Origin of the sequence: Achromobacter pestifer, from assembly GCF_013267355.1 — a bacterium.
GTDB classification, from domain to species: Bacteria; Pseudomonadota; Gammaproteobacteria; order Burkholderiales; family Burkholderiaceae_B; genus Achromobacter; species Achromobacter pestifer_A.
Map to the genome: position 1 here is coordinate 5917169 of NZ_CP053985.1, position 23278 is coordinate 5940446.

At 67.7% G+C, this 23278-nt stretch carries 22 protein-coding genes; 11 read left to right on the top strand and 11 right to left on the bottom strand.

The window, feature by feature from the left end:
• The 8 genes from FOC84_RS27965 to FOC84_RS28000 all read right to left on the bottom strand — a co-directional run bounded on the left by FOC84_RS27965 (nt 1) and on the right by FOC84_RS28000 (nt 8747).
• Entirely contained in the window at nt 1–1980 is a 1980-nt protein-coding gene (locus FOC84_RS27965; RefSeq protein WP_254241801.1) for an FUSC family protein, read from the bottom strand.
• 26 nt (nt 1981–2006) lie between these two features.
• Nucleotides 2007–2489 carry a YbaK/prolyl-tRNA synthetase associated domain-containing protein gene (locus FOC84_RS27970; protein WP_173148012.1) on the bottom strand — a complete coding sequence of 161 codons (483 nt, stop codon included), beginning with the start codon at nt 2487–2489 and terminating at the stop codon, nt 2007–2009.
• Nucleotides 2490–2606: 117 nt separating this feature from the next.
• Complete coding sequence (locus tag FOC84_RS27975; RefSeq protein ID WP_173148013.1) at nt 2607–3326, bottom strand: response regulator transcription factor; 720 nt, start codon at nt 3324–3326, stop codon at nt 2607–2609.
• Nucleotides 3327–3458: 132 nt separating this feature from the next.
• Complete coding sequence (locus FOC84_RS27980) at nt 3459–4940, bottom strand: efflux transporter outer membrane subunit (RefSeq protein WP_254241802.1); 1482 nt, start codon at nt 4938–4940, stop codon at nt 3459–3461.
• A gap of 6 nt (nt 4941–4946) precedes the next feature.
• A complete protein-coding gene (locus FOC84_RS27985) occupies nt 4947–6092 on the bottom strand; it encodes an ABC transporter permease (protein ID WP_173148014.1) in 1146 nt (381 codons plus the stop codon).
• A complete protein-coding gene (locus FOC84_RS27990) occupies nt 6089–7051 on the bottom strand; it encodes an ABC transporter ATP-binding protein (RefSeq protein ID WP_173148015.1) in 963 nt (320 codons plus the stop codon). Before FOC84_RS27990 ends, FOC84_RS27985 begins: the two co-directional genes overlap by 4 nt.
• A complete protein-coding gene (locus FOC84_RS27995) occupies nt 7048–8016 on the bottom strand; it encodes an HlyD family secretion protein (protein ID WP_173148016.1) in 969 nt (322 codons plus the stop codon). The genes FOC84_RS27990 and FOC84_RS27995 overlap by 4 nt, the downstream gene beginning before the upstream one ends.
• 2 nt (nt 8017–8018) lie before the next feature.
• Nucleotides 8019–8747: a TetR/AcrR family transcriptional regulator gene (locus tag FOC84_RS28000; RefSeq protein WP_173148018.1), complete on the bottom strand. Its 729-nt coding sequence runs from the start codon at nt 8745–8747 to the stop codon at nt 8019–8021.
• Nucleotides 8748–8913: 166 nt separating this feature from the next.
• On the opposite strand from FOC84_RS28000, the gene FOC84_RS28005 reads away from it, so the two are divergent.
• The 3 genes from FOC84_RS28005 to FOC84_RS28015 all read left to right on the top strand — a co-directional run bounded on the left by FOC84_RS28005 (nt 8914) and on the right by FOC84_RS28015 (nt 11404).
• The gene (locus tag FOC84_RS28005; protein WP_173148020.1) at nt 8914–9963 is read left to right on the top strand and encodes an NADP-dependent oxidoreductase; all 1050 of its coding nucleotides are present in this window, start codon (nt 8914–8916) and stop codon (nt 9961–9963) included.
• Nucleotides 9960–10640 (top strand): type 1 glutamine amidotransferase domain-containing protein, encoded by a 681-nt coding sequence (locus FOC84_RS28010; RefSeq protein ID WP_173148022.1) that lies wholly within the window; start codon nt 9960–9962, stop codon nt 10638–10640. Before FOC84_RS28005 ends, FOC84_RS28010 begins: the two co-directional genes overlap by 4 nt.
• Before the next feature lie 164 nt (nt 10641–10804).
• Entirely contained in the window at nt 10805–11404 is a 600-nt protein-coding gene (locus FOC84_RS28015) for an HD-GYP domain-containing protein (RefSeq protein ID WP_173148024.1), read from the top strand.
• Between the two features lie 6 nt (nt 11405–11410).
• Here FOC84_RS28015 and FOC84_RS28020 read toward each other — a convergent pair whose 3' ends face one another.
• Nucleotides 11411–13009, bottom strand: a complete 1599-nt coding sequence (locus FOC84_RS28020) for a glycerol-3-phosphate dehydrogenase/oxidase (RefSeq protein WP_173148026.1) — start codon at nt 13007–13009, stop codon at nt 11411–11413.
• A 5-nt stretch (nt 13010–13014) separates the two neighbouring features.
• Complete coding sequence (locus FOC84_RS28025) at nt 13015–13806, bottom strand: DeoR/GlpR family DNA-binding transcription regulator (protein WP_254241803.1); 792 nt, start codon at nt 13804–13806, stop codon at nt 13015–13017.
• A gap of 209 nt (nt 13807–14015) precedes the next feature.
• On the opposite strand from FOC84_RS28025, the gene FOC84_RS28030 reads away from it, so the two are divergent.
• The 6 genes from FOC84_RS28030 (at nt 14016) to FOC84_RS28055 (ending at nt 20065) form a co-directional block, all read left to right on the top strand.
• On the top strand, nt 14016–15101 hold the full coding sequence (locus FOC84_RS28030) for an ABC transporter ATP-binding protein (RefSeq protein ID WP_173148030.1): 1086 nt from the start codon (nt 14016–14018) through the stop codon (nt 15099–15101).
• Complete coding sequence (locus FOC84_RS28035; RefSeq protein WP_173148032.1) at nt 15101–16189, top strand: ABC transporter ATP-binding protein; 1089 nt, start codon at nt 15101–15103, stop codon at nt 16187–16189. Before FOC84_RS28030 ends, FOC84_RS28035 begins: the two co-directional genes overlap by 1 nt.
• On the top strand, nt 16186–17076 hold the full coding sequence (locus FOC84_RS28040; RefSeq protein ID WP_088140849.1) for a carbohydrate ABC transporter permease: 891 nt from the start codon (nt 16186–16188) through the stop codon (nt 17074–17076). The genes FOC84_RS28035 and FOC84_RS28040 overlap by 4 nt, the downstream gene beginning before the upstream one ends.
• Nucleotides 17069–17881 (top strand): carbohydrate ABC transporter permease, encoded by an 813-nt coding sequence (locus tag FOC84_RS28045; RefSeq protein WP_173148034.1) that lies wholly within the window; start codon nt 17069–17071, stop codon nt 17879–17881. Before FOC84_RS28040 ends, FOC84_RS28045 begins: the two co-directional genes overlap by 8 nt.
• A 28-nt stretch (nt 17882–17909) precedes the next feature.
• Nucleotides 17910–18218 carry a DUF2160 domain-containing protein gene (locus FOC84_RS28050; RefSeq protein ID WP_173148036.1) on the top strand — a complete coding sequence of 103 codons (309 nt, stop codon included), beginning with the start codon at nt 17910–17912 and terminating at the stop codon, nt 18216–18218.
• Between the two features lie 116 nt (nt 18219–18334).
• Nucleotides 18335–20065, top strand: coding sequence for an ABC transporter substrate-binding protein (locus FOC84_RS28055; RefSeq protein ID WP_173148038.1), 1731 nt, complete (start codon nt 18335–18337; stop codon nt 20063–20065).
• 103 nt (nt 20066–20168) lie between these two features.
• On the opposite strand, the gene FOC84_RS28060 is transcribed toward FOC84_RS28055, so the two are convergent.
• Entirely contained in the window at nt 20169–21071 is a 903-nt protein-coding gene (locus tag FOC84_RS28060) for a LysR family transcriptional regulator (protein WP_173148040.1), read from the bottom strand.
• Between the two features lie 109 nt (nt 21072–21180).
• Between FOC84_RS28060 and FOC84_RS28065 the strand changes: the two genes are divergently transcribed.
• Nucleotides 21181–22179, top strand: coding sequence for a Bug family tripartite tricarboxylate transporter substrate binding protein (locus FOC84_RS28065; RefSeq protein WP_173148042.1), 999 nt, complete (start codon nt 21181–21183; stop codon nt 22177–22179).
• Between the two features lie 42 nt (nt 22180–22221).
• Nucleotides 22222–23274, top strand: a complete 1053-nt coding sequence (locus tag FOC84_RS28070; protein ID WP_173148044.1) for an Ldh family oxidoreductase — start codon at nt 22222–22224, stop codon at nt 23272–23274.
• Nucleotides 23275–23278: the final 4 nt, after the last annotated feature.

The window sequence follows — 23278 nt, forward strand, 5'->3', positions numbered from 1 at the left end:
TCAGACCTGGTTGGCGGGTTTGTCGGGGAGGGCTTTGCCTGGCGCGGCCGCGAAATCCGGGCCGGCCAGCGCGGCGCGCAAGGCTTCGATCTGGGCCGCCACGTCGCGCAGCGCGGGTGCGGGCGAGGCGATGGCGGCGGCTGGCATGGCCGCGCCTTGCGCAACAGCGGCGCTCATCTGGTGCAGGCTGGCCGCCAGCTGCGCCAGTTCCGCGGCGCTGGGCGCGGCCTGGTCGGCGGGCAGCGACCAGGCAGTGTCGGAGATGGCGTTGGCGACGCGCTCCAGCGCGACTTCCACCGGCCACCAGGCCAGCGCGCGGCGGCTGACCAGGCGCGGTTCGGACAGCCCGCGTTGCAAGGCGATGCGCAGGTCGGACAGGCGCGCGTAGGCGCTGGCGCGCAGGTCGTGGCGGCTGGTGGGATTGGCCTGGAATACCGTGTTCAGGTAGGCGGCCAGCGTGTCCATGGCGGCGGCGACCGCGTTGTCCAGGTTGCCGCGTTCTATCCGTATCCACGGCAGGTAGCCCACCAGCAGGACGATGCCCGCGGCCACGGCCACGTCGATCAGGCGCGCCAGCGCGATGGGCCAACTGCCCGGTTGCAACGCGCCGATCAGCAGCATCAGGATGGGCAGCAGGATGGCCGAAAACAAGCCGTAGTTGCGCCGCACCGACCAGGGCAGCAGGGACGCCAGCCCTGCCACCGTGAGCAGGCTGACGATGCCGTTGCGGTCCAGCGCCAGCACGGTTGCGCTGATCGCCACGCCCACCACGCTGCCCGCGCAGCTTTGCAGCGCCCGCGCGAATACCGAGCCGAAGTTGGGTTTGAACACCACCACCACGATCAGCGGCACCCAGTAGGAGCGCGGCAGCGAGGCCGCCAGCGCCACGGCCTCGGCGGCGATCAGGCACAGGCCCAGCCGCACCAGGTAGCGCAGCGTGGTCGGCCCCGGCCGATAGGTGCGCGCCAGCACGCGCCAGGGCGTGCGCGGCCGCGCCGGGGGCAGGCCGGCGAAGGCGTCGGCCTCGGATAGCGCGCCGCCGTCCAGCAGAGGCTGCACCTGGGCCAGCGCGTCGGCCAGCGAGGCCATGCCGGCCTGGCGCAGGGCGGCGATGTCGTCCCGAGGATCCGGCGTCGCGTCGTTTTCCACGCGGTCGGCCAGCCGGTTCATGACGCGCGCGCCATCGCGCGGCAGCGCCCGTCCGGCGCGGGCCAGCTCCAGGGCGGTGTTGGTCAGCGGCGTGCAGGCTTGCAGCTGGGCCGCCAGCCGTGCAAGACGCGGCGAGGGGCCGGCCGCGCTGCGGCGGGCGGCCAGCACGGTGTCGTAGGCGGTCGTCATGGCCGCTTCCATGTCGCGCCGCGCGCTCATGGTGCGCGAGGTGCCGATGGCGGCGAACATGGCCGCCAGCTTGCGGTAGGCCATGGCGACCGCGGCGCGCTCGGGCGCTATCGGGTTGACCACCCAGCCCGTCAAGGTCAGCGCCAGGCCGAACAGGCCGCCGGCCCCCACCAGGACCGAAGGGAGCCAGGGCGGCAGGGTGGACGTCAGGCTGGCGCCGACGATGACGTAGGCGGCGAACTGCAGCGTGGCGACCGCGGCGATGTTGTTGAAGGTGCCGACCAGGCTGGCCGCCAGCACCAGCAGCGTCATGGCGGCGGAGGTCCACAGCCCGTGTCCCGAAATCAAGGTGCCGAGGAAATACCCCAGCGCGCCGCCGAACACGGTGGCGCCGATCGATAGCGCGCGGTTGCGGTAAGGGCCGCCGTTGTCGCCGGTGATGGCGGGCAGCGCGCCCAGCGCGACCAAGGCGGCCGCCGCGCTCTGGTCCAGCGCCAGCCCGACCGCCGAAGGCAGGCCGATGGCCAGCGCGGCGCGCAGCGCCACCCAGCGGCTGACGGGCGAAGGCTCCATGTGCGCCAGGCTCATGAGCCAACGCATGTTGGCGCTGCGCGCGGCATGTTTCAGCGAGGAACGGAACACGGCGGCCTCGTGGCGCGGCCTGGGGATCAGGCCTTGATCAGCGGCGCCTCGTCGGGCGCGGCCAGCCGGAAGTAGTCTTCCGTGTTCAGGAGGATGGAGGCGTCCAGGCGGCCGGCATTGAACACGATTTCGCCGTGGCGCTCGCGCAGGCTGGGATCCACCAGCAGGTGCAGGTCGGGATTGAACGTGAAGGGCGGGATGGCGCCGATCTCGCAGCCGGTGAGTTCGCGCGCCAGGTCCTGCGAAGCCAGCGAGGCTTTCTTGCCGCCCGCCGCGCGGGCGATGGCGTCCAGGTCGGCCTGTTTGTCGGCCGGGAACACCGCCAGCACGTTCCTGCGCTGGTTGGAGGATATCTTGACGCGGCAGACCAGCGCCTTGGCGCCCTGGCTGACCTCGGTGCCGCGGATCGCGGCGACTTCGACGGAGCGGCCGGCCGCGGCGTGTTCAATCAGGCGGTAGCGGGCCTGGTTTCGGGCAAGCAGGGCTTGCAGGCGTTCGAAGACTTCCATGTCGGGGCGAAGATCGGGATGTGGCGGACGCAGGCCGGGAGTCGGCCTCGTACGCCGCATGATACGCCCGCCGCGCAGCGCCGCGGCGGGTGTGCCCGCCTATCCTGGTCGGCCGTCTCAGATTTCTCCGGTAAAGGCGTACCCCCAGCCCCAGACAGTGCGGATCGGCAGCTCCAGATTCAGGTCCTGGGCCTTGCGCCGCAGGCGGCTGACCAGCACGTCGGTGCGGCGCATCGATTCGTGGCCGCCGTGCGTGTCGGTGCTGACCGCGTCGGCGCGCGGCAGGCGCTTGTCGGCGGAGGCCGTCAGCTTGAGCAGGAACTCGCGCTCGGCCAGGGTCAAGGCCAGGCGCGCGCCTTGCGGACTGACCAGGGTCCAGGCCGCGTCCTGGAATTGCCATTTGCCGGCCGCTTCGCTGGGCGTCGGAGGCGCCGGGCGCGGCTCGGCGTCCGAGGCGCGCCGGGCAGGCGCGGGTATGCGCCGCAATAGCGCCTGCAGCGCGGCCGCGATTTCCGCGGAGCCCGCGTCGGGCGGCAGGCACGCGTCGGCGCCGCAATGCAGGCCGAGGATGCGGTTCTCGGGGGAGTCGAAGGTGGAGATGGCGACGATGCCCGCGGTGGTGTCCATGGCGCGCAGGCCGGCCACGGCCATGCAGAGATCGGACAGCTCGGCTTCCATCACCAGCAAAGGGGTGCGGCGGGCCTGGAACAGGCGGAACAGGCTGTTGGAGTCTTCGCACAGCCGGGGTGAGAAGCCCATTTCCGCCAGCGCTGCGCCGCGGTGCGCGCGTACTTCGGGGTTGGGAGAGAAGACGATCAGGTCTAGTAGGTCATTCATGAATCGTTGTGATCTGTGCAGCATGAGCGCATGCATGATGCATCGGATACAGCGATTTCCTAAACCTCGCACAACGCCACTTTTTTACCCGAATTCTCGGACATGGTTACGCGGGGCGCGCAGACGGCACCTTTATGGTGCGTCGGCGGGCGTTTCGTTCCACCAGCCGCCGCCCAAGGCCTGCAGCAGGGCGGCGGTGTCGGCGTGGCGCGCCGCGTCCGCCGCGGTGCGTGCGATGCGTGTCTGCAACAGTTGGCGTTGGCTGTCCAGCAGGCTGAGGTGGCTGATGCCGCCGGCCTGGTAGCGGCCCTGCGCGATGCGTTCGGCCTCGTCGGCGCGGCGCCAGGCCTCGTCACTGGCCTGGTAGGCGTCGCCGTCGGTCTGCACCGCGCGCAAGGCGTCGGCGACCTGCCGGAAGCCCTCTAACACTGTTTGACGGTAACCGGCCGCGGCGGCATCGTAGGCGGCCTCGGCCGAGCGCGTGCGCGCGCGCAGTTCGCCGCCGTGGAACAGCGGCTGGACCAGTCCCAGGCCCAGGCTCCAGACGTTCAGGCCATTGGACAGGTCGCCCACGCGAGTGCGTTGCGAGCCGAAACTGGCGGTCAGGGTGAACTGCGGATACTGGTTGGCGACGGCCACGCCGACATTGGCCGAGGCCTGGCGCCAGAGCGCTTCGGCAGCCAGGATGTCGGGGCGCTGGCGGGTCAGGGCCGAGGGCACGCCGGTGGGCACATCGGCGGGCAGCGTCAGGTCGGCCAACTGCAAGGGTGCGGACCGCAGCTCGGCCGGCGCCAGGCCCAGGTAGGCGGCCAGCTGGTGCGTGGCCTGCGCCAGCTGGTACTCCAGCGGCGGCAGCGTGGCCCGGGTCTGCGCGACCAGCAATTCCTGGTTGCGCAGATCGGCCTCGGACACGCCGCCTGCCTGCTGGCGCTGGCGCATGATGTCCTGTTGCCGCTCCTGTGCCGCCAGCAGCGCCCGCGTGTCGGCCAGGCGTTCGTTCAGGTCGGCCTGGCGGATGGCGGCGGTGACCACATTGGCGGCCAACGCCATGCGCGCGGCTTGCAGTTCATGCGCCTGATAGTCCACCTGCGCGCTCGATCCTTCCAGCGCGCGGCGGTTGCCGCCAAACACGTCCAGCGTGTAGGACACGTCGATGGACGCGTTGTAGAGCGTGAAGGGCGGGGGCTGTTCGGCCACCGGCACGCCGAAGGCCGCGGGGTCCACCTTCTGCCGCGTCGCCGACAGATTGCCATCCACCTTGGGCAGCATGCGGCCGCCGGTTTCGGCGTTGAGGTCTTCGCTGGCCTGGCGCAAGCGGGCGCGGGCCTGCTCCAGCGTGGGGCTGGCCTGCAGCGCCTGGCGCACCAACTGGTCCAGCGCCTCGGAGCGGAACAGCTGCCACCATTGTGCGGGGATGTCGGCGCCGGCCTGCAGGTGCTGCGCGCCGGCGGCCGGGGCGGATGCGCGCGGCGCGGTGTAGGCGTCGACCCGAGGCGCGGCGGGCCGCTCGAAGTCCGGCCCGACCGCGCAGCCCGCGAGCAGCGCGCACAGGACGGGCGCGGCCAGCCTGTGCGCGGCGGCGGACGGAAAGGGCAGGGGCGTGGGGCGGGACATGGCGGTTCAATCCAGGGTGCGGCGGTAGAACTTCACGGCGGCGGTCATGACGACCACGGTAAACAGCAGCAGCGGCCAGATGCTGGGCCACAGGTCCCACCAGCCGTTGCCCTTGAGCAGGATGCCGCGGATCAGCCGGTTGAAGTGGGTCAGCGGCAGCAGGTTGCCCAGGTATTGCGCCCACATTGGCATGCCCTGGAACGGGAACATGAAACCGGACAGCAGCATGTTGGGCAGGAAATAGAACATGGTCAGCTGCATGGCCTGCAGCTGGTTCTGCGCCAGCGACGACAGGGTGATGCCCACGGTCAGGTTGGCGGCCACGAACACCAGGGCCGACAGGTACACGGCCAGCAGCGATCCCTGGAACGGCACGTGGAACACGAAGTGCGCGGCCAGCAGGATGATGCTGGACTGGATCAGGCCGATGGCGATGTAGGGCACGATCTTGCCCGTCATCACCTCGATCGGCCGCACCGGCATCGCCAGCAGGTTTTCCATCGTGCCGCGTTCGCGCTCGCGCGTCATGGCCAGGCCGGTCATCATCACCAGCGTCATGGTCAGGATCACGCCCATCAGGCCCGGCACGGTGTTGTACTGCGAGATCTGCTCTTCGTTGTAGAGCTGGTGCACCAGCACGTCGAACGGCGGCTGGCCGCCTGCGAGGCCGGCCAGCGGACCGGTCAGGTCCTTCTGCGCCACGGCCTGCGCCAACTGCGTGGCCGACCCCAAGGCCAACCCGGTCGCCATGGGGTCGGTCGCGTCGGCCTCGATCAGCAGCGCGGGACGCTCGCCGCGCAGCAGCTTGCGGCTGAAGTCCGGCGGTATGGTCAGCACGAACAGCACGCGGCCCTGGGCCAGCGCCGTGCGTCCAGCGGCTTCGGTGTCCAGTTCCTCGACGATGTGGAAGTAGTCCGACGATTTCATCGCCGCGACGAAGCTGCGCGTGAACGGGCTGTGGTCGGCGACGATGACCGCCGTCGGCATCTGCTTGGGGTTCGTATTGATGGCGTAGCCGAACAGCGCCAGCTGCATGATGGGCAGGCCCACGATCATGCCGAAGGTGATGCGGTCGCGGCGCAGCTGCAGGAACTCCTTGAGCACCATGCTCCACCAGCGCGACCACGAAAAGCCTTGCAGATGGCGCATCATGGCGGGCTCGCGAAATTGTCGGTGGAGCGTTTCATCAGATAGATGAAGACATCCTCCAGGCTGGTGTCGATGCGCTCCAGGCTCAGGTCCTGACCGGCGATGGCGTCCGTCAGCGTGCGTTCCAGCAGCGCCGCGTCGCGGCCGCTGATGTGCAGCGCGGAGCCGAAGGCCACGGTCTGGTCCACGCCCGGCGCGCCGCGCAGGCGCTGCGCCAACGGCACCAGGTTGTGGCCGTGGATGGCCCAGGTGGTCAGGCCCTGCTCGGCGATGACGTCCTCGGCCGTGCCCTGCGTCAGCAGCCGGCCGTACGAGATGTAGGCCAGCTTGTGGCAGCGTTCGGCTTCGTCCATGTAATGCGTGCTGACCAGCACCGAGATGCCGCGCGCCGCCAGCTCATGCAGCTGCTCCCAGAAGTCGCGCCGCGCGGTCGGGTCCACGCCGGCGGTGGGTTCGTCCAGCAGCAGCAGCTTGGGCTGATGCAGCAGGCAGGCCGCCAATGCCAGGCGCTGCTTCCAGCCGCCGGACAAGGATCCCGTCAACTGCTTGGCGCGGCTTTGCAGGCCCAGGTCTTCCAGCGCGCGTTCCACCGTCTCCTTGCGCTCGGGCATGCCGTACATGCGCGCCACGAAATCCAGGTTCTCGCGGATGGTCAGGTCGTCCCAGTACGAGAACTTCTGTGTCATGTAGCCGACGTGGCGCTTGATCTGCGCGCTGTCCCGGACGATGTCGTAGCCCAGGCAGGTGCCGCTGCCCGAATCCGGCGTCAGCAATCCGCACATCAGGCGGATGCAGGTGGTCTTGCCGCTGCCGTTGGGGCCCAGGAAGCCGAAGATCTCGCCTTTGCGCACCTGCAGCGACACGTCGTTGACGACGTGCTTGTCGCCGAAGCGCTTGTTCAGGCCGTGCACGTCGATGACGTAGTCCGAGGCGGGCGCTGGCGTGGCGGCGGGCGCGTTCATTGCGGCGTGACCTCCATCGGCTGGCCGGGATGCAGCCGCACGGCGGCCTCGGGCGCGGGCCGGGCCTGCACCATGTAGACCAGCTTGCTGCGGCTTTCGCGGCTGTAGATCACGGGCGGCGTGTACTCGGCCTGGGTCGAGATGTAGTCGATGCGCACGGGGATGGGATCGCCGCAGGCATCGCAGCGCACCGTCGCCTGCTGCCCGATCTTCAGTCCGCCCAGCGCCTCTTCCGGCACGAAGAACCGCACCTTGATGTTGCCGGGCGGCAGCAGGCTCACCACCGGGCTGCCAGCAGGCACCCATTCGCCCACGCGGTACAAGGTGTCGAACACCAGCCCCGCGGCCGGCGCGGCCAGGCGCTTTTGCGCCAGCGTCCATTCCGCCTGGGCCAGGGCTGCCTTGGCCGCCTCCACCTCGGCGGCCTGGGCGCGGCGCTGTTCGTCGCGGCCGGGCAGGCGCGCGACTTCCAGCTGGGCCTGCAGTTCGCGCACCCGCGCCGCGTCCGATTGCGCCTGTTCGCGGCTGTCGTCCAGCTGGGCGCGGGCGATGCCGCCGATGCGGAACTGGTCGGTATCACGCCGCAGTTGCGCCGCCGAGCGGCGGCTGGCGGCTTCGGCCTGGGCCAGCTGGGCGCGGCTGACGTCGACTTCCGCCGGGCGTTTGCCGGTGGCGATGTCTTCCTGCTGCGCCACGGCGGCGGCCAACTGCGCGCTGGCCTGGTCGCGCGCCGCGATTTCGCGCGTGGCTTCGAGCGCGAAGAGCGGCGCGTCGGCCTCGACCTGCTGGCCCCGCCGCACCGGCAGTTCGGCCAGCCGCCCGGGCTCGGAGGACGCCACGTAGACGTATTCGCCTTCGGCGTAGCCCTGGAAGAACGTGCCGTTGTCCTTGCCGCAGCCGCCCAGGGCGAGCAGCGCCAGCGAGCAGGCGGGCAGGGGGCGGCGCAAGACGGGATGGATGCGCATGGTCAGCGTCCTGGGGGGGCGGAAATCGGGGCGGGCGGCGAGAACAGGCCGCCCGTGAGCATGGCGATGGCGTGGGTCGCGATCGCGCGGGTGTCGATGGCTTGCGCCTGGGCGTCGTCCTGCAGCACGCGCCGCCACAGGCTGGAGGTGGCCAGCGGCAGCAGGGTCAGGCCCAGGATGGACAGGAACACCAGGCGCGGTTCCACGCCCGGCGTGATGGCGCCCATGCGCTGGCTTTCGGCGATCAGGCTTGAGAAGGCTTGCAGGCGGTCGGCCGGCAGATGGCGCAGCACGCGGTCGCGCAGCTGGCCGCCTTCGTTGACGACCTCATGCAGCCATAGGGCCGGCAGCCAGGGCCGCTCGGCGGCGCTCTGCACCAGGCGGCCGACGACTTCGGCGATGAAGGCGCGCACGGCGGCGGGCGGATCGGCCGCCGGATCCTGCGCCTGCGCAAGCGGGGACCAGACAAAGCCGATCACCGGCACGATCCGCTCCAGCACCACCGCGTCTATCAATTGATCGCGGCTCTTGAAGTAGTAATGGACCATCGCCGAGGTGACGCCGGCGCGCTGCGCGATATGCGTGAGGGTGGTGGCCGCGACGCCCTGGGCCGCGAACAGGCCGGTGGCGACGTCCAGCAGATTGGCGCGGGCGGCGGCGTTGTCGGGGCGCGGCGGCCGGCCGGGCCGGCGGGCGGGCGTGGAGGGTTCGGAGCGGCGTTCAGGGCACATGTGGCGTAGGTTAATTAAATTATTAATTAATTAAAAGAGGGGCTGCGGCCAGGGTTACACATCGGCCGGGACGGCATCGATGGTGTAATGGCCCGGTACCCCATCCCCGCCACCCGGGCCGTTCCCGCAAGGCCCGGGCGGCTTCCTTGCTGGAGGCTGGACCGTCATGCCGCAATCGTCTTCCATCAACCGCCGCATCGTGCTCGCCGCCCGCCCGCAGGGCGAGCCGGCGGACAGCGATTTCCGCCTGGAAACCGGCGAAATTCCCCAGCCCGGCCCCGGCCAGGTGCTGCTGCGCACCGTGTACTTGTCGCTCGACCCCTATATGCGCGGCCGCATGAGCGACGCGCCGTCCTATGCCGAACCGGTGCAGGTCGGCGCGCCCATGGTGGGCGGCACGGTCACGCGGGTAGAGGCCTCCAACCACCCCGACTACCGCCCGGGCGAATGGGTGCTGGCGCAATCCGGTTGGCAGGACTATGCCTTGTCGGACGGCAGCGGCCTGCTGCGCCTGGGGTCGGATCCCGAGCATCCGTCCTATTCGCTGGGCGTGCTGGGCATGCCCGGTTTCACTGGTTACATGGGCCTCTTGGACATCGGCCAGCCCAAGGCCGGCGAGACCGTGGTGGTGGCCGCCGCCAGCGGCGCGGTGGGAGCGGTGGTCGGGCAGATCGCCAAGATCCACGGCTGCAAGGTGGTGGGCATCGCCGGCGGCGCGGACAAATGCCGCTATGCGGTGCAGGAGCTGGGCTTTGACGACTGCCTGGACCACAAGGCGCCCGATCTGCCGGGCCGCCTGGCGCGGGCCGTGCCGCAGGGTATCGACGTGTACTTCGAGAATGTGGGCGGCGCGGTCTTCGACGCGGTGTTGCCGTTGTTGAATCCGCGCGCGCGGGTGCCGGTCTGCGGCCTGATCTCGGCCTACAACGCCACCTGCCAGCCCCAGGGCCCGGACCGCCTGGGTGTGCTGATGCGCAATATCCTCACCAAGCGTCTCAAGGTGCAGGGCTTCATCATCTTCAACGAATACGCGCACCGCTACGGTGAATTTCGCGAGGCGATGGAAGGCCTGATCAAGCAAGGCCGCATCAAGTACCGCGAAGACGTGGTCGATGGGCTGGAGAATGCGCCGCGCGGCCTGATCGGGCTGCTCAAGGGCGAGAACGCCGGCAAGCGCATCGTGCGCGTCGGCCCGGACGAAAGGAGCGCCGCATGAACATCCTGATCGTGCTGACGTCCCACGACACGCTGGGCAACACCGGCCGCAAGACCGGATTCTGGCTGGAGGAATTCGCGGCTCCCTATTACGCCTTCGTCGATGCGGGCGCCAGGATCACGCTGGCTTCGCCCGCGGGCGGGCAGCCGCCGCTGGACCCCAAGAGCGACGACCCCGACGCCCAGACCGACGACACGCGGCGCTTTCGCCAGGATCAGGACGCACAGCGGCAACTGGCGGCCACCTTGCCGCTGGCGCAGGTGCAGGCCGCGGACTACGACGCCGTGTTCTACCCGGGTGGCCACGGCCCGTTGTGGGACTTGGCGGAAGATCCGAAATCGGTCTCGCTGATCGAAACCATGCTGGCTGCGGGCAAGCCGGTCGCGGCCGTGTGCCATGCGCCCGGGGTGCTGCGCCACGCCAAGACGGCCGACGGCAAGCCGCTGGTGCAGGGCCGGCAGGTCACCGGATTCTCCAATGCGGAAGAGGCGGCGGTGCAACTGAGCGATGTGGTGCCGTTCCTGGTGGAAGACGAACTGAAGCAGCTGGGCGGGCTTTACAGCAGCGGTCCAGACTGGCAGCCGCATGTGATCAGCGATGGCCTGCTGGTCACGGGCCAGAATCCGGCATCTTCCGTGGGCGTGGCGAATGCGCTGTTGGAGAGATTGAAGGGGTGAGAGCTGGCGCCCAGGTCCCGTGTCGCAACATGTTTGCGCACGGCCGGGCTCTGCTTTGCACTGGGGCGCGGCATCTGATCGCCAAGGATTGCTGCGCAATGTGTCAGAATCGCGACCTTTTGCTACAGCGCATGGCGGCCTGGCCGACTTGCGCGCGATGACCGATGCCTCCAGACGTACCCGAATACCCCGCTGGCTCCTGCGTGGCGGCTTTGTTTGCCGCCATGCGGGCGCGTGACCCGGCCACCGGCCGCCATTCCGAACGAGTTGTTGCGCTGAGCGTGGCGCTGGCCAGGGCCTGCGGCCTGCCGGAATCGGACCAGGAGGCGGTCGCCGTTGCCGCCCGCCTGCATGACATTGGCAAGATAGGCACGCCGGACCGGGTGCTGTATTCCCCCAAGCGCCTGGACAAGGACGATTGGGAAATCATGAAATCGCACGCCGCGGTCGGCGCCGACATCATCATGCACAGCGACATCCCGCAGCGCGATCTGATCGCGCACGCGGTGCGCCACCACCACGAACATTTCGACGGCTCGGGCTATCCCGCCGGCATGTCCGGCGAGGATATCCCGCTGCATTCGCGCATCATTTCGCTGGCCGATTCCTACGACGCCCTGGGCGACGCGCGGCCCTATCATCCCGCCCGCACGCACGCGGAGATCATGCGCATCCTGCACCAGGAGGCCGGCTCGAAATGCGATCCGGCGCTGCTGCGCACGTTCGAGGCAATGATCCAGCAAAGCCCGCTGAAGGTTCCGTAGGATCGGTTACTTCAAGCGGTAGTTAGCAGCCACCGTTGCCAGGTCCTGCAGCGTACGCTGCTGCCACGCGGCGTCATGGCCCAGCTCTTCAGCCAGGATGCGCGCCACTTCAGGCGCGGCCAGCATCGCGGCTTCGCTGTCCAGGAAAAGCGCGCGGTTGCGCCGCGCCAGCACGTCTTCGGCGCTGCGCGCCAGTTCGTAGCGCGCGGCAAAACGCACATGCGCTTCCGACAGGCCGCTGGCGCGCACCAGCATGCGTTCCGCGCCGGGCAGGGCCTTCAAGGCGGGCAGGTCGCTGCCGTAGTAGCTGTCCGGCGTGCCGGCATGCTCCTGCGACGGCGCCAGGCCCGCCGCGCCGTGCAGCGGCAGCGATTCCGTGCGGCAGGTGGCCTGCGTCAGCAGCTGATGCTGGATGGCCGTGTCCACCACGTCCTGCGCCATGCGGCGGTAGGTGGTCCACTTGCCGCCGGTGACGGTCACCAGTCCGGCCTTGGACACCAGGATGGTGTGCTCGCGCGACAAGGACTTGGTCGAAGCTTCGCCCGTGGCCTTGACCAGCGGACGCAGCCCGGCCCAGACGCTGGTGACGTCGTCGCGCGTGGGCTTGCGGCTGAGGTAGCGCGCCGCGGTGCTGAGGATGAAATCCACGTCCTGGGCGCCGGCCTGCGGATCCAGCGGCAGGTCGTCGCGCGGCGTATCGGTGGTGCCGACGATGGTGTGGCCGTTCCATGGCACCACGAACAGCACGCGTCCGTCGTCGGTCTTGGGGATCAGGATGGCGCGCTTGCCCGGCAGGAAATCCTGCGGCAAGGTCAGGTGCACGCCCTGGCTGGGCGCGACCATGGTCTGCGCGTTCTTGTCTTCCATGCGGCGCACCGCGTCCACCCACACGCCGGTGGCGTTGACCACGCAGCGCGCGCGCAGCGTGAAGCTGGCGCCGCCTATCGCGTCCTGCACCGTCACGCCGTCGACCTTGCCGCCGGTCATGGTCAGGCCGGTGGCGCGCATGTAGTTCACCGCCGTGCCGCCCAGGTCGAACAGCGTGCGCATCAGGCTCATCGCCAGGCGCGCGTCGTCGAATTGGCCGTCGTAATACAGCACGCCGCCTTTGAGGTTCTTGCCCTGTACGTTTTCGGCCAGCGTCGGCGCATTGGCCAGCGTGTCGCGGCGCGACAACCAGCGGCTGGGGGCCAGGTTCAGCTTGCCGGCCAGCATGTCGTACATCTTCAGGCCGATGCCGTAGAAGGGCTGGTCGAACAGGTTGTAGGCCGGCACCACGAAGCCCAGCGGCCACACCAGGTGCGGCGCGTTGCGGTTGAGCAGGCCGCGCTCATGCAGCGCTTCGCGCACCAGGCTGACGTTGCCCTGCGCCAGATAGCGCACGCCGCCGTGCACCAGCTTGGTGGCCTTGCTGGAGGTGCCCTTGGCGAAGTCCGCGCCTTCGATCAGCAGGGTGCGATAGCCGCGCGAGGCGGCATCGACGGCCGTGCCCAGGCCGGTGGCGCCGCCGCCGATGACGATCACGTCCCAGGAGTGCGTGTTGTCCAGCGTGTTCAGGAGACGATTGCGGTCGGGCGGGGCGACGGAGGCTAGCGGTTGGTTCATGGGATTCAAGATGTTTGCTTCAAGGTATTCGGGGCGGCCGCCACGTCGCAGCGCACGCCGGCGTCCAGCAGGACCTGGGCCAACGGCTCTTGCGGATGCGCATCGGTGAAGAAGCGGTCGATTTGCGAGATGTGCGCCAGTTCCACCATGGCCTGGCGCTTGAATTTGCTGCTGTCGGCGGCAAGCCAGACTTCGCGGGACTGTTCGATGATGGTCCGCGCCACGCGCACTTCACGGAAGTCGTAGTCGCGCAGCGTGCCGTCGGCCTCGATGCCGGAAATGCCGATCAGGCCGATGTCGACCTTGAACTGGCGGATGAAGTCCATGGTGGCTTCGCCGACGATGCCGCGGTCGCGCGAACGCACCACGCCGCCGGCCACGATGACCTCGCAATCCGGGTTGTCCGACAGGATGTCGGCGACGTGCAGGTTGTTGGTGATGACACGCAGGCCGCGGTGGCGCAGCAGGGCGCGCGCGATCGCTTCGGTGGTGGTGCCGATGTTCAGGATCAGCGAACAGCCGTCGGGCACGGCGCGCGCCACGGCCTCGGCGATGCGCTGCTTGCCGGCGGCATGCAGGCCTTGGCGCTTGCGGTAGGCGATGTTCTCGATGGTCGACGCTTCGATGCGCACGCCGCCATGAAAGCGCGACAGCAATCCCGCTTCCGAAAGGATGTTGACGTCGCGCCGCACAGTCTGCAGCGTGACGTCAAAGCGTTTGGCGAGTTCCTCGATCGAAGCCGAGCCTTGGGCTCGCACCATTTCGATCAGGGCGCTCTGTCTGGGGTTCAGTGTCATGTTCGTATAGTAAAACAACAAAAGCGAAAAATATTGCCGCGCTGCAAGATTGTTTTTTGTTCGCTTCTTGGGTAAAACGCACAAAAAACGAAAGCTATCTGAAAGAGTATGCTCATCCTGTTGTTCGCTTGAATGCAGGCCGAGCCGCTGTACCGAATACCGAAGTCCGCCGTAAAAACAGGGACATATAAGTAGGTAGAGGAGACCAGATGCAGCTGAACTTGGACAGGGTAGGTTTGCGGGCCGGCTCGCAGACGCACCTGTATCCCATGAGCCTGGCCCCGGTCGAGGGCGCCATGACGGTATTGCTGGGGGCCACCCTGGCGGGCAAGACCTCGCTGATGCGCATCATGGCCGGGCTGGACCGGCCCACCGAAGGCCGCGTGCTGGTCGACGGCGCCGACGTGACCGGCGTGCCGGTGCGCCAGCGCAACGTCGCCATGGTCTACCAGCAGTTCATCAACTACCCCTCCATGTCGGTCTACGACAATATCGCCTCGCCGCTCAAGCTGCGCGGCGCGGCGGACATCGGCGTAAAAGTCCGCGCCATGGCGGCGCGGCTGCACATCGACCATCTGCTGGAGCGCTATCCCTCGGAGCTGTCCGGCGGACAGCAGCAGCGGGTGGCGCTGGCCCGGGCCCTGGCCAAGGAGGCGCCGCTCATCCTGCTGGACGAACCCCTGGTCAACCTGGACTACAAGTTGCGCGAGGAATTGCGCGACGAACTTTCCGAATTGTTCGCCGAAGGGCGCTCCACGGTGGTCTACGCCACCACCGAACCGGGCGAGGCCCTGTTGCTGGGCGGCCACACCGCGGTGCTGGACGCGGGCGAACTGCTGCAATACGGGCCCACGGCCGAGGTCTTCCACCGCCCCAACTCCATACGCGTGGCCCGCGCCTTCAGCGATCCGCCCATGAACCTGTTTGCCGCGCGCCGCACGGCGTCCGGCTTCGTGCTGCAGGGGGATCTGGCGGTGGAGCGGGCGCTGCCGCAAGGCGCCGATACCGACATTACCGCCGGCCTGCGCGCCGGGGCCCTGGACGTGGAACCGCGGCCGGGCCATGTGGTCCTGCCCGGGGTGGTGAAGCTGGCCGAGATATCCGGGTCCGACACCTTCGTGCACGCGCGGACGGCGGCGGGCGACGTGGTGGCGCAATTGCCAGGCGTCCATCGCTATACGCTGGACCACCGCGTGCAGTTCTATTTCGACCCGGCGCAGACCTATGCCTTCGGCGCGGGCGGCGCGCTGCTGGCGGCGCCAGGGCAGCCGGCAGGCGCGGGGGAGACGGCCTGATGGCGCAGATCGAGCTGGACCTGTCCCATTCCTACGTGGCGGACCCCAAGACCGACGAGGACTACGCGCTGCTGCCGCTGGCCTTCACCTTCAAGGACGGCGGGGCCTACGCCTTGCTGGGGCCGTCCGGCTGCGGCAAGACCACGCTGCTCAATTGCGTGTCGGGCCTGCTGCGGCCGTCGCACGGGCGCATCCTGTTCGACGGCCAGGACGTCACGGACAAGACGCCGCAGGCGCGCAACATCGCCCAGGTGTTCCAGTTCCCCGTGGTCTACGACACCATGACCGTGGCCGAAAATCTGGCGTTTCCGCTGCGCAACCGCGGCATGGCGTCCGGCCAGATCCGCGAGCGTGTCGGCCGCATCGCGGAGATGCTGGAAATGTCGAATGTGCTGGACCGGCGCGCCAGCGGCTTGACGGCCGACGCCAAGCAGAAGATTTCGCTGGGGCGGGGACTGGTGCGCAGCGACGTGTCGGCCATCCTGTTCGACGAGCCACTGACCGTCATCGACCCGCAGCTCAAATGGGAGTTGCGCCGCAAGCTCAAGGAAATCCACCACGAGTTCAAGCTGACGCTGATCTACGTGACGCACGATCAGACCGAGGCGCTGACCTTCGCCGACGAAGTCATGGTGATGGCGCGCGGCCGGGCCGTGCAGGTCGGCAGCGCGGACGACCTGTTCCAGCGGCCGGCGCATACCTTCGTGGGCCATTTCATCGGCTCGCCGGGCATGAACTTCCTGCCGGCGCAATGGCGCGACGGCGGGCTGGAAGTGGGCCAGAGCCGTGTCGTCGGCTTGCCGGCGGAGATGGCGGCAAAGCTGGAGGGCGCGGGTCCCGTGAAGCTGGGCGTGCGGCCGGAATACTTGCGCATCACCGAAGCGGGCGCGCCCGGCGCCGTGGCCATGCGCGTGGAGCGGGTGCAGGACGTGGGCACGTACACGCTGCTGGTGGCGGACTTCGAGGGCACGCCGGTGCGGGCCCGGCTGGGCAGCAACATCGTCCCGGCCGCCGCGGGCGGCACGGTCTGGCTGTCGGTGCTGAATCCGCACACCTGCTTTTACCGCGACGAGGAGCTGATCCCATGAAACCCATCGATCACCGGGCCTGGTTCCTGGTCCTGCCCGTGGTGCTGTGCGTGGCGTTTTCCGCCATCCTGCCGCTGATGACCATCGTCAACTACTCGGTGCAGGACATCATTTCGCCCGAGCGCCGCGTCTTCGTCGGCACCGAGTGGTACGCCGCCGTGCTGCAGGACGAAGAGCTGCATGGCGCGCTGTTCCGCCAGATCGGCTTTTCGCTGGCCGTGCTGGCCATCGAGATCCCGCTGGGCATCCTGCTGGCCCTGTCCATGCCGGCCAGCGGCTGGCGCGCGTCCGCGGTGCTGGTGATCATCGCGCTGTCGCTGCTGATCCCGTGGAACGTGGTGGGCACCATCTGGCAGGTGTTCGGGCGCACCGACATCGGCTTGCTGGGCGCGACGCTGTCCTGGCTGGGGGTGGATTACAACTACACCGGCAACGATGTCGACGCCTGGGTCACGGTGCTGGTCATGGACGTCTGGCACTGGACGCCGCTGGTGGCGCTGCTGTGCTACGCGGGCCTGCGCGCCATCCCCGACGCCTACTACCAGGCCGCCCGTATCGATGGCGCTTCGCGCCTGGCGGTGTTCCGCTATATCCAGCTGCCCAAGATGCGCGGCGTGCTCATGATCGCGGTGCTGCTGCGCTTCATGGACAGCTTCATGATCTACACCGAGCCCTTCGTGCTGACGGGCGGCGGGCCGGGCAACGCCACCACCTTCCTGTCGCAGTACCTGACGCAGAAGGCGGTGGGCCAGTTCGACCTGGGGCCGGCGGCGGCGTTCTCCATCATCTATTTCCTCATCATCCTGCTCTTATGCTTCATCCTCTACAACTGGATGCAACGCGCCGGCACCACCGGCGGCTTCGACGAGGAGCGTGCAAATGCGTGAGAAAAATTCCCGCTGGCGCAGCGTCTTCTTGACCCTGTACCTGATCTTCGCCATCCTGCCGCTGTACTGGATGCTGAACATGTCGTTCAAGACGAATACCGAGATCGTCAGCACCTTGACGCTGTGGCCGCGCGACTTCACCTTCGAACACTACCGCACCATCTTCACCGACCCGGCCTGGTACTCGGGCTACATCAATTCGCTGATCTACGTGGTCATCAACACGGTGATCTCGCTGGCCGTGGCGCTGCCGGCGGCCTACGCCTTTTCGCGCTACCGCTTCATCGGCGACAAGCATGTGTTCTTCTGGCTGCTGACCAACCGCATGACGCCGCCCGCGGTGTTCCTGCTGCCGTTCTTCCAGCTCTACAGCTCCTTCGGCCTGATGGACACGCACCTGGCCGTCGCCCTGGCGCACCTGGTGTTCAACGTACCGCTGGCGGTCTGGATCCTGGAGGGCTTCATGTCCGGCGTGCCGCGCGAGATCGACGAGACCGCCTATGTCGACGGCTATTCCTTCCCGCGATTTTTCCTGACCATCTTCCTGCCGCTGATCAAATCGGGCGTGGGCGTGGCGGCGTTCTTCTGCTTCATGTTCAGCTGGGTGGAGCTGCTGCTGGCGCGCACGCTGACCTCGGTCAACGCCAAGCCCATCGTCGCCACCATGACCCGCACCGTGTCGGCTTCCGGCATGGACTGGGGCGTGCTGGCCGCGGCGGGCGTGCTGACCATCGTGCCGGGCGGCATTGTCATCTGGTTCGTGCGGCACTACATCGCGAAGGGCTTCGCGATGGGCCGGGTGTAGAGGCAAGGGATACCAGGAGAGCGCGCTCATGTTCAGCTGGATGGTATGGACCACTCCCGTCGCCGTGTTCTTTTCCTGCATCGTCCTGATGCTGGTCGGCATGACGGTATGGGAACTGAAATCGCCCACGGCGGAACGCAAGGGCTTCCTGCCCCTGCGCACCACCCGCGGCGACCGCCTCTTCATCGGCCTGATGGCCGCCGCCTGGCTCAACCTGGCGTTCCTGGGATTCGGCCAGAAGGCGGTGGAATGGTTTTCACTGGACGCGCCGCCCTCGGTGTGGATCAGCTTCATTGCGTCCATGCTGCTGCTGGCATTCGTCATGAGGAAAGGTTGAAGAGGGGCGCCAGACCCCTCGTGTATTCAAGCGGTTGGTAAGGACTATCGGCCAGCGTCTTCCCCGGCCAGCGGTCCGCAGCAAACGATGGGGAAGATTTATCGAGGAGACAGGTCATGAAATTGCGCATGCACGCCATGGCAGCCGCCATCGCCCTGATCGGGACTTCGGCGGCCTGGGCCGGCGAACCGGAAGCGAAGAAGTGGGTCGATTCGGAGTTCCAGCCTTCATCGCTGTCCAAGGACCAGCAGATGGCCGAGATGAAATGGTTCATCGACGCCGCCGCCAAGCTCAAAGCCAAAGGGGTGAACGAAATCAGCGTGGTGTCCGAAACCATCACCACGCACGAGTACGAGTCCAAGACGCTGGCCCGGGCCTTTGCCGAGATCACCGGCATCAAGGTCAACCATGACCTGATCCAGGAAGGCGACGTGGTCGAGAAGCTGCAGACCTCGATGCAGTCCGGCAAGTCCATCTACGACGGCTGGATTTCGGATTCCGACCTGATCGGCACGCACTACCGCTACGGCGCCATCCTGCCGTTGTCCGACTACATGGCCGGTGCCGGCAAGGAATGGACCAACCCCAACCTGGACATCAAGGATTTCATCGGCACCAAGTTCACCACCGCGCCCGACGGCAAGCTCTATCAACTGCCCGACCAGCAGTTCGCCAACGTCTACTGGTTCCGGGCCGACTGGTTCGCGCGCCAGGACCTGAAGGACAAATTCAAGGCCAAGTACGGCTACGAGCTGGGCGTGCCCACCAACTGGTCCGCCTACGAGGACATTGCCGACTTCTTCTCCAACGACGTCAAGGAACTGGACGGCAAGAAGGTCTACGGCCACATGGACTACGGCAAGAAGGACCCGTCGCTGGGCTGGCGCTTCACCGATGCGTGGCTGTCCATGGCCGGCGCTGCTGACAAGGGGTTGCCCAACGGCATGCCGGTGGACGAGTGGGGCATCCGCGTGGCCGACGACAAGTGCACGCCGGTGGGCGCGTCGGTCTCGCGCGGCGGCGCCACCAACAGCCCGGCCGCCGTCTACGCCCTGACCAAGTACGTGGACTGGATGAAGAAGTACGCGCCGCAGCAGGCCATGGGCATGACTTTCTCGGAATCCGGTCCGGTACCCGCCCAGGGCCAGATCGCCCAGCAGATCTTCTGGTACACGGCCTTTACCGCCGACATGACCAAGAAGGGCCTGCCGGTCGTCAACGATGATGGCACGCCGAAGTGGCGCATGGCCCCGTCGCCCTACGGGCCGTACTGGAAGGACGGCATGCAGAACGGCTACCAGGACGTGGGCTCATGGACTTTCTTCAAGTCCACCAACCCGGACAAGATGGCCGCGGCCTGGCTGTACGCGCAGTTCGTCACCTCCAAGTCGGTGTCGCTGAAGAAGTCCATCACCGGGCTGACCTTCATCCGCGACAGCGACATCAACAGCGAGTTCTTCACCAAGAACGCGGCCAACTATGGCGGCCTGATCGAGTTCTACCGCAGCCCGGCGCGCGTGGCGTGGACGCCCACCGGCACCAACGTGCCTGACTATCCCAAGCTGGCGCAGCTGTGGTGGAAGAACGTCGCCACCGCGGTCACGGGCGAAAAGACCCCGCAGGCGGCCATGGACAACCTGGCCAATGAAATGGACCAGGTCATGGCGCGCCTGGAACGGGCCGGGATGGCGCAGTGCGCGCCCAAGCTCAACCCCAAGAGCGACCCCAGCAAGTGGCTGTCGGACCAGCACGCACCGTGGAAGAAGCTGGCCAACGAAAAGCCCAAGGGCGAGACGATCGCCTATGAGAAGCTGCTGGATGCGTGGAAGCAAGGCAAGGTGAGGTAAGCGGGCGGCACTTCCCGGACAAAGCGCCGCTTTCCCGCGGCGCTTTTTTCATTCCAGGTGTACCTTTCACGAACAGTCGGCTGGATCGTTATTCGGCGTCCGTTCAGGCATCCTGCCGCGCACCGACCTGCGCCGCCAGCAGGTCATAGAACAGCTTGGCAACCGGATTGATCGCCTTGCCCCGGCTATGAATCAATCCGATGGTCCGCGTGACGGCCGGCTCGCGCAGAGGCACGCTCACCAGGTCGGCGTGTTCGCCAGCCGGCATGGCCAGCCGCGGCACGACGCCCACGCCTAGGCCGGCCTCGACCATGCTGACCAGCGCCGGCACGTGCTGGACTTCGCAGAAATGGCGGGGCCGAACGCCGCTGTGCGCAAGTGCCTGATCTATCAGGAAGCGGTTGCCGCTGCCCTGGGCCAGGCTGATGTAGGGATGGGTGTCCAGGTCTGCCCAGGTGACCGAATCTTTTTTTGCGAAAGGATGCTGGCGGCTGACCGCGGCCACGAAGGGCTCTTCGAGCAAGGGCTTGAATTCGATGTCCGCGTCGTTCGCGCCTATGTAGGTCAGGCCGAAATCGGCATCGCCGCGCGCGACCGCGGTCAATATCTGCGACGAGGATTCATCGATGATCCGGATGCGTATGCGCGGGTATTGTTCGTGGTAGCTGCGGATCACGCCGGGCAGGAAGTAGGCGACCGCGGAAGGCACGCAAGCAATGGTGACCAGGCCGGATAGGCGTTCGGCCACGTCCTGTATGCCGACCAGGGCGCTTTCCAGTTCGTTGAGCACATTGCGCGCGCGCGGCACGAAGCCGCGGCCTATGGTCGTCAGTTCGACCTTGCGGGTGGTACGCGTCAGCAACTGCACGCCTAGCGCAGCTTCCAGCTTGTCCGCGCGTCGTGACAGGGCGGATTGAGAAAGATGCAGGGCTTCAGAGGCGGCGCGGAAACTGCCCAGGTCGGCGACCGCAAGGAAGGCGCGCAAATCGGCCAAATCGAATTTCATGCGTTTTCGTCAAGAATTGATCTAATTTTTGCACTTTACTCTATTGTGCGTGCTGCGCATCATGTCTCCCAAGCCGCCCCGAGCGCGGCACATACCAGGAGACAACCTCATGATTCGCGTCCGCTGCCTACGCCGGCAATTCGCCCTTGCACTGGCCTGCGTGCCCTTGATGGCGTTTCTGGCGCCGGTCTCCCGCGCCGATAGCGGGGACTGGCCGCAACGTCCGATCCGCCTGCTGGTGCCCTACGGTCCCGGCGGCAGTTCGGACGTGGTGGCGCGAGCGGTGGCCGTGGAGATGTCGCGCGACCTGGGCAAGCAGGTCATCGTGGAAAACAAGGGCGGCGGGCAGGGGATGATCGCCACGGTGGAAGCGGCGCGCGCCGCTCCCGACGGCTACACCCTCATCCTGGGCCATGTGGGCACGCTGGCCGTGAATCCGTCCATGGTGGCCAAGCTGCCGTATGACCCGCGTCGCGACTTCGCGCCCATCGTGCTACTGGCGAAGCTGCCCATGGTGTTTGCCGTGGGCGGCAAGGTCCAGGCGTCGACGCTGCCCGAGTTCGTGGCATTGGCGCGGGCCCGGCCGGGCGCCTTGAACTACGGGTCGGCCGGCAACGGCAGCGCGGGCCATCTGGCGTTCGAGATGCTCAAGACGGCAACCGGTATCGACGTGGTGCACGTGCCCTACAAGGGTACGGGCGCGCAGGTGACCGATCTGCTGGCGGGCAACATCGACGCCGCGGCGGCCGGCACGCCCGGACTGTTGCCGCACGCCCAGGCCGGCAAGATCCGCATCGTGGCGGTGGGGTCGGAACGGCGCCTGCCCGTGCTCCCCGATGTGCCCACGGTGGCGGAGCAGGGCTATCCGGGCTTTGAAAGCTCGCAGTGGTTCGGCCTGCTGGCGCCCGCGGGCACGCCGGCCCCCGTCATCGAGCGTCTGCACCAGGCCGCGCTCAAGGCGCTGCAGACCGATTCCGTGCGCGAACGCCTGGCCCACGACGCGAGCGAGGCGTCCGGCGCGGGACCGGCCGAATTTGCCGCCTTCATCGACGCCGAAGAGAAGCGCTGGGGGCAGGTGGTGCGCAGCGCCCGCCTGTCCGCCGAATGATCCATTTTCACGTAGCTCCATTCCAATCCGAGATGCACTGCCATGAGTAGCCAAAAGCAAGACCCGATTCTTATCGCCGAAGAGGAACTGACCCAGCTCGGCGTACGCGCGTTCGAAAGCCTGGGGCTGCCTGCCCGGGACGCCGCCGATGTCGTCCAGGTACTGGTGTTGGCGGACTTGTTCGGCCTGTCCACCCATGGCCTGAGCCGCATCGAATCGTACGGCGAGCGCTTGCAGGTGGGCGGCATCAATCCGCGCGCCCGGATTCAGGTCGAGCGCCCCGCGCCTGGCCTGTGCCTGGTCGACGGCGACAACGGCGTCGGGCCGCTGGTCGGCATGCACGCCCTGCGCGCCGCCATGAAGGCCGCCAGCGAGTGCGGGGTGGGCATGGCGTTCGCCCGCCAGAGCAACCATTTCGGCCCCATTTCGCCCTATGGCCTGATCGCGGCGCAAGCCGGCTATGCCAGCATCATCGGCAGCAACGCCACCACCACCATCGCGCCGTGGGGCGGCACCGACGCCCGGGTCGGCAACAGTCCGATCGGCTTCGCCGTGCCCAATCCGGAGGGCGCGCACTTTCTGCTGGACATGGCGATGAGCGTGGTGGCGCGTGCCAAGATCCGCAACGCCCTGAAAGCCGGGCAGGAGATTCCCGACACCTGGGCCACGGACGCGGCCGGGCGGCCGACGACCAGTCCCAAGGATGCGCTTGACGGTTTTCTGCTTCCCATCGGCGGGCACAAGGGCTACGGCCTGGCCCTGATGGTCGACCTGTTCGCCGGGCTGCTGTCGAACGCGGCCTATCTGACGCATGTGAAGTCATGGGTGGATGCGCCCGACCAGCCGCAGAACCTCGGCCATTTTTTCCTGCTGATCGACACCCGCAAGTTGGGTTCGACGCAGTGGCTGGCCCAGCGTATGGCCGACTTTGCGCAGATCCTGCACGGCAGCGTGCCGGCCGATCCCGCGCGGCCGGTGATCCAGCCCGGCGAGATCGAACTGGCCAAGATGGCGCGCCAGAAGAAGCAGGGCATTGCACTGGACGCGGACGTGCTGGCGTTGTTGCGCCGCCATGCGGATTCCCTGCCCGCCTGAGGCG

Excerpts from the sequence above, each read along its gene's own strand:
- FOC84_RS27970 (WP_173148012.1), bottom strand. The coding sequence starts at position 2,489 with ATGGAAGTCTTCGAACGCCTGCAAGCCCTGCTTGCCCGAAACCAGGCC.
- FOC84_RS27975 (WP_173148013.1), bottom strand. The coding sequence starts at position 3,326 with ATGAATGACCTACTAGACCTGATCGTCTTCTCTCCCAACCCCGAAGTA.
- FOC84_RS27980 (WP_254241802.1), bottom strand. The coding sequence starts at position 4,940 with ATGTCCCGCCCCACGCCCCTGCCCTTTCCGTCCGCCGCCGCGCACAGG.
- FOC84_RS27985 (WP_173148014.1), bottom strand. The coding sequence starts at position 6,092 with ATGATGCGCCATCTGCAAGGCTTTTCGTGGTCGCGCTGGTGGAGCATG.
- FOC84_RS27990 (WP_173148015.1), bottom strand. The coding sequence starts at position 7,051 with ATGAACGCGCCCGCCGCCACGCCAGCGCCCGCCTCGGACTACGTCATC.
- FOC84_RS27995 (WP_173148016.1), bottom strand. The coding sequence starts at position 8,016 with ATGCGCATCCATCCCGTCTTGCGCCGCCCCCTGCCCGCCTGCTCGCTG.
- FOC84_RS28000 (WP_173148018.1), bottom strand. The coding sequence starts at position 8,747 with ATGTGCCCTGAACGCCGCTCCGAACCCTCCACGCCCGCCCGCCGGCCC.
- FOC84_RS28005 (WP_173148020.1), top strand. The coding sequence starts at position 8,914 with ATGCCGCAATCGTCTTCCATCAACCGCCGCATCGTGCTCGCCGCCCGC.
- FOC84_RS28010 (WP_173148022.1), top strand. The coding sequence starts at position 9,960 with ATGAACATCCTGATCGTGCTGACGTCCCACGACACGCTGGGCAACACC.
- FOC84_RS28015 (WP_173148024.1), top strand. The coding sequence starts at position 10,805 with ATGCCTCCAGACGTACCCGAATACCCCGCTGGCTCCTGCGTGGCGGCT.
- FOC84_RS28020 (WP_173148026.1), bottom strand. The coding sequence starts at position 13,009 with ATGAACCAACCGCTAGCCTCCGTCGCCCCGCCCGACCGCAATCGTCTC.
- FOC84_RS28025 (WP_254241803.1), bottom strand. The coding sequence starts at position 13,806 with ATGACACTGAACCCCAGACAGAGCGCCCTGATCGAAATGGTGCGAGCC.
- FOC84_RS28030 (WP_173148030.1), top strand. The coding sequence starts at position 14,016 with ATGCAGCTGAACTTGGACAGGGTAGGTTTGCGGGCCGGCTCGCAGACG.
- FOC84_RS28035 (WP_173148032.1), top strand. The coding sequence starts at position 15,101 with ATGGCGCAGATCGAGCTGGACCTGTCCCATTCCTACGTGGCGGACCCC.
- FOC84_RS28040 (WP_088140849.1), top strand. The coding sequence starts at position 16,186 with ATGAAACCCATCGATCACCGGGCCTGGTTCCTGGTCCTGCCCGTGGTG.
- FOC84_RS28045 (WP_173148034.1), top strand. The coding sequence starts at position 17,069 with ATGCGTGAGAAAAATTCCCGCTGGCGCAGCGTCTTCTTGACCCTGTAC.
- FOC84_RS28050 (WP_173148036.1), top strand. The coding sequence starts at position 17,910 with ATGTTCAGCTGGATGGTATGGACCACTCCCGTCGCCGTGTTCTTTTCC.
- FOC84_RS28055 (WP_173148038.1), top strand. The coding sequence starts at position 18,335 with ATGAAATTGCGCATGCACGCCATGGCAGCCGCCATCGCCCTGATCGGG.
- FOC84_RS28060 (WP_173148040.1), bottom strand. The coding sequence starts at position 21,071 with ATGAAATTCGATTTGGCCGATTTGCGCGCCTTCCTTGCGGTCGCCGAC.
- FOC84_RS28065 (WP_173148042.1), top strand. The coding sequence starts at position 21,181 with ATGATTCGCGTCCGCTGCCTACGCCGGCAATTCGCCCTTGCACTGGCC.
- FOC84_RS28070 (WP_173148044.1), top strand. The coding sequence starts at position 22,222 with ATGAGTAGCCAAAAGCAAGACCCGATTCTTATCGCCGAAGAGGAACTG.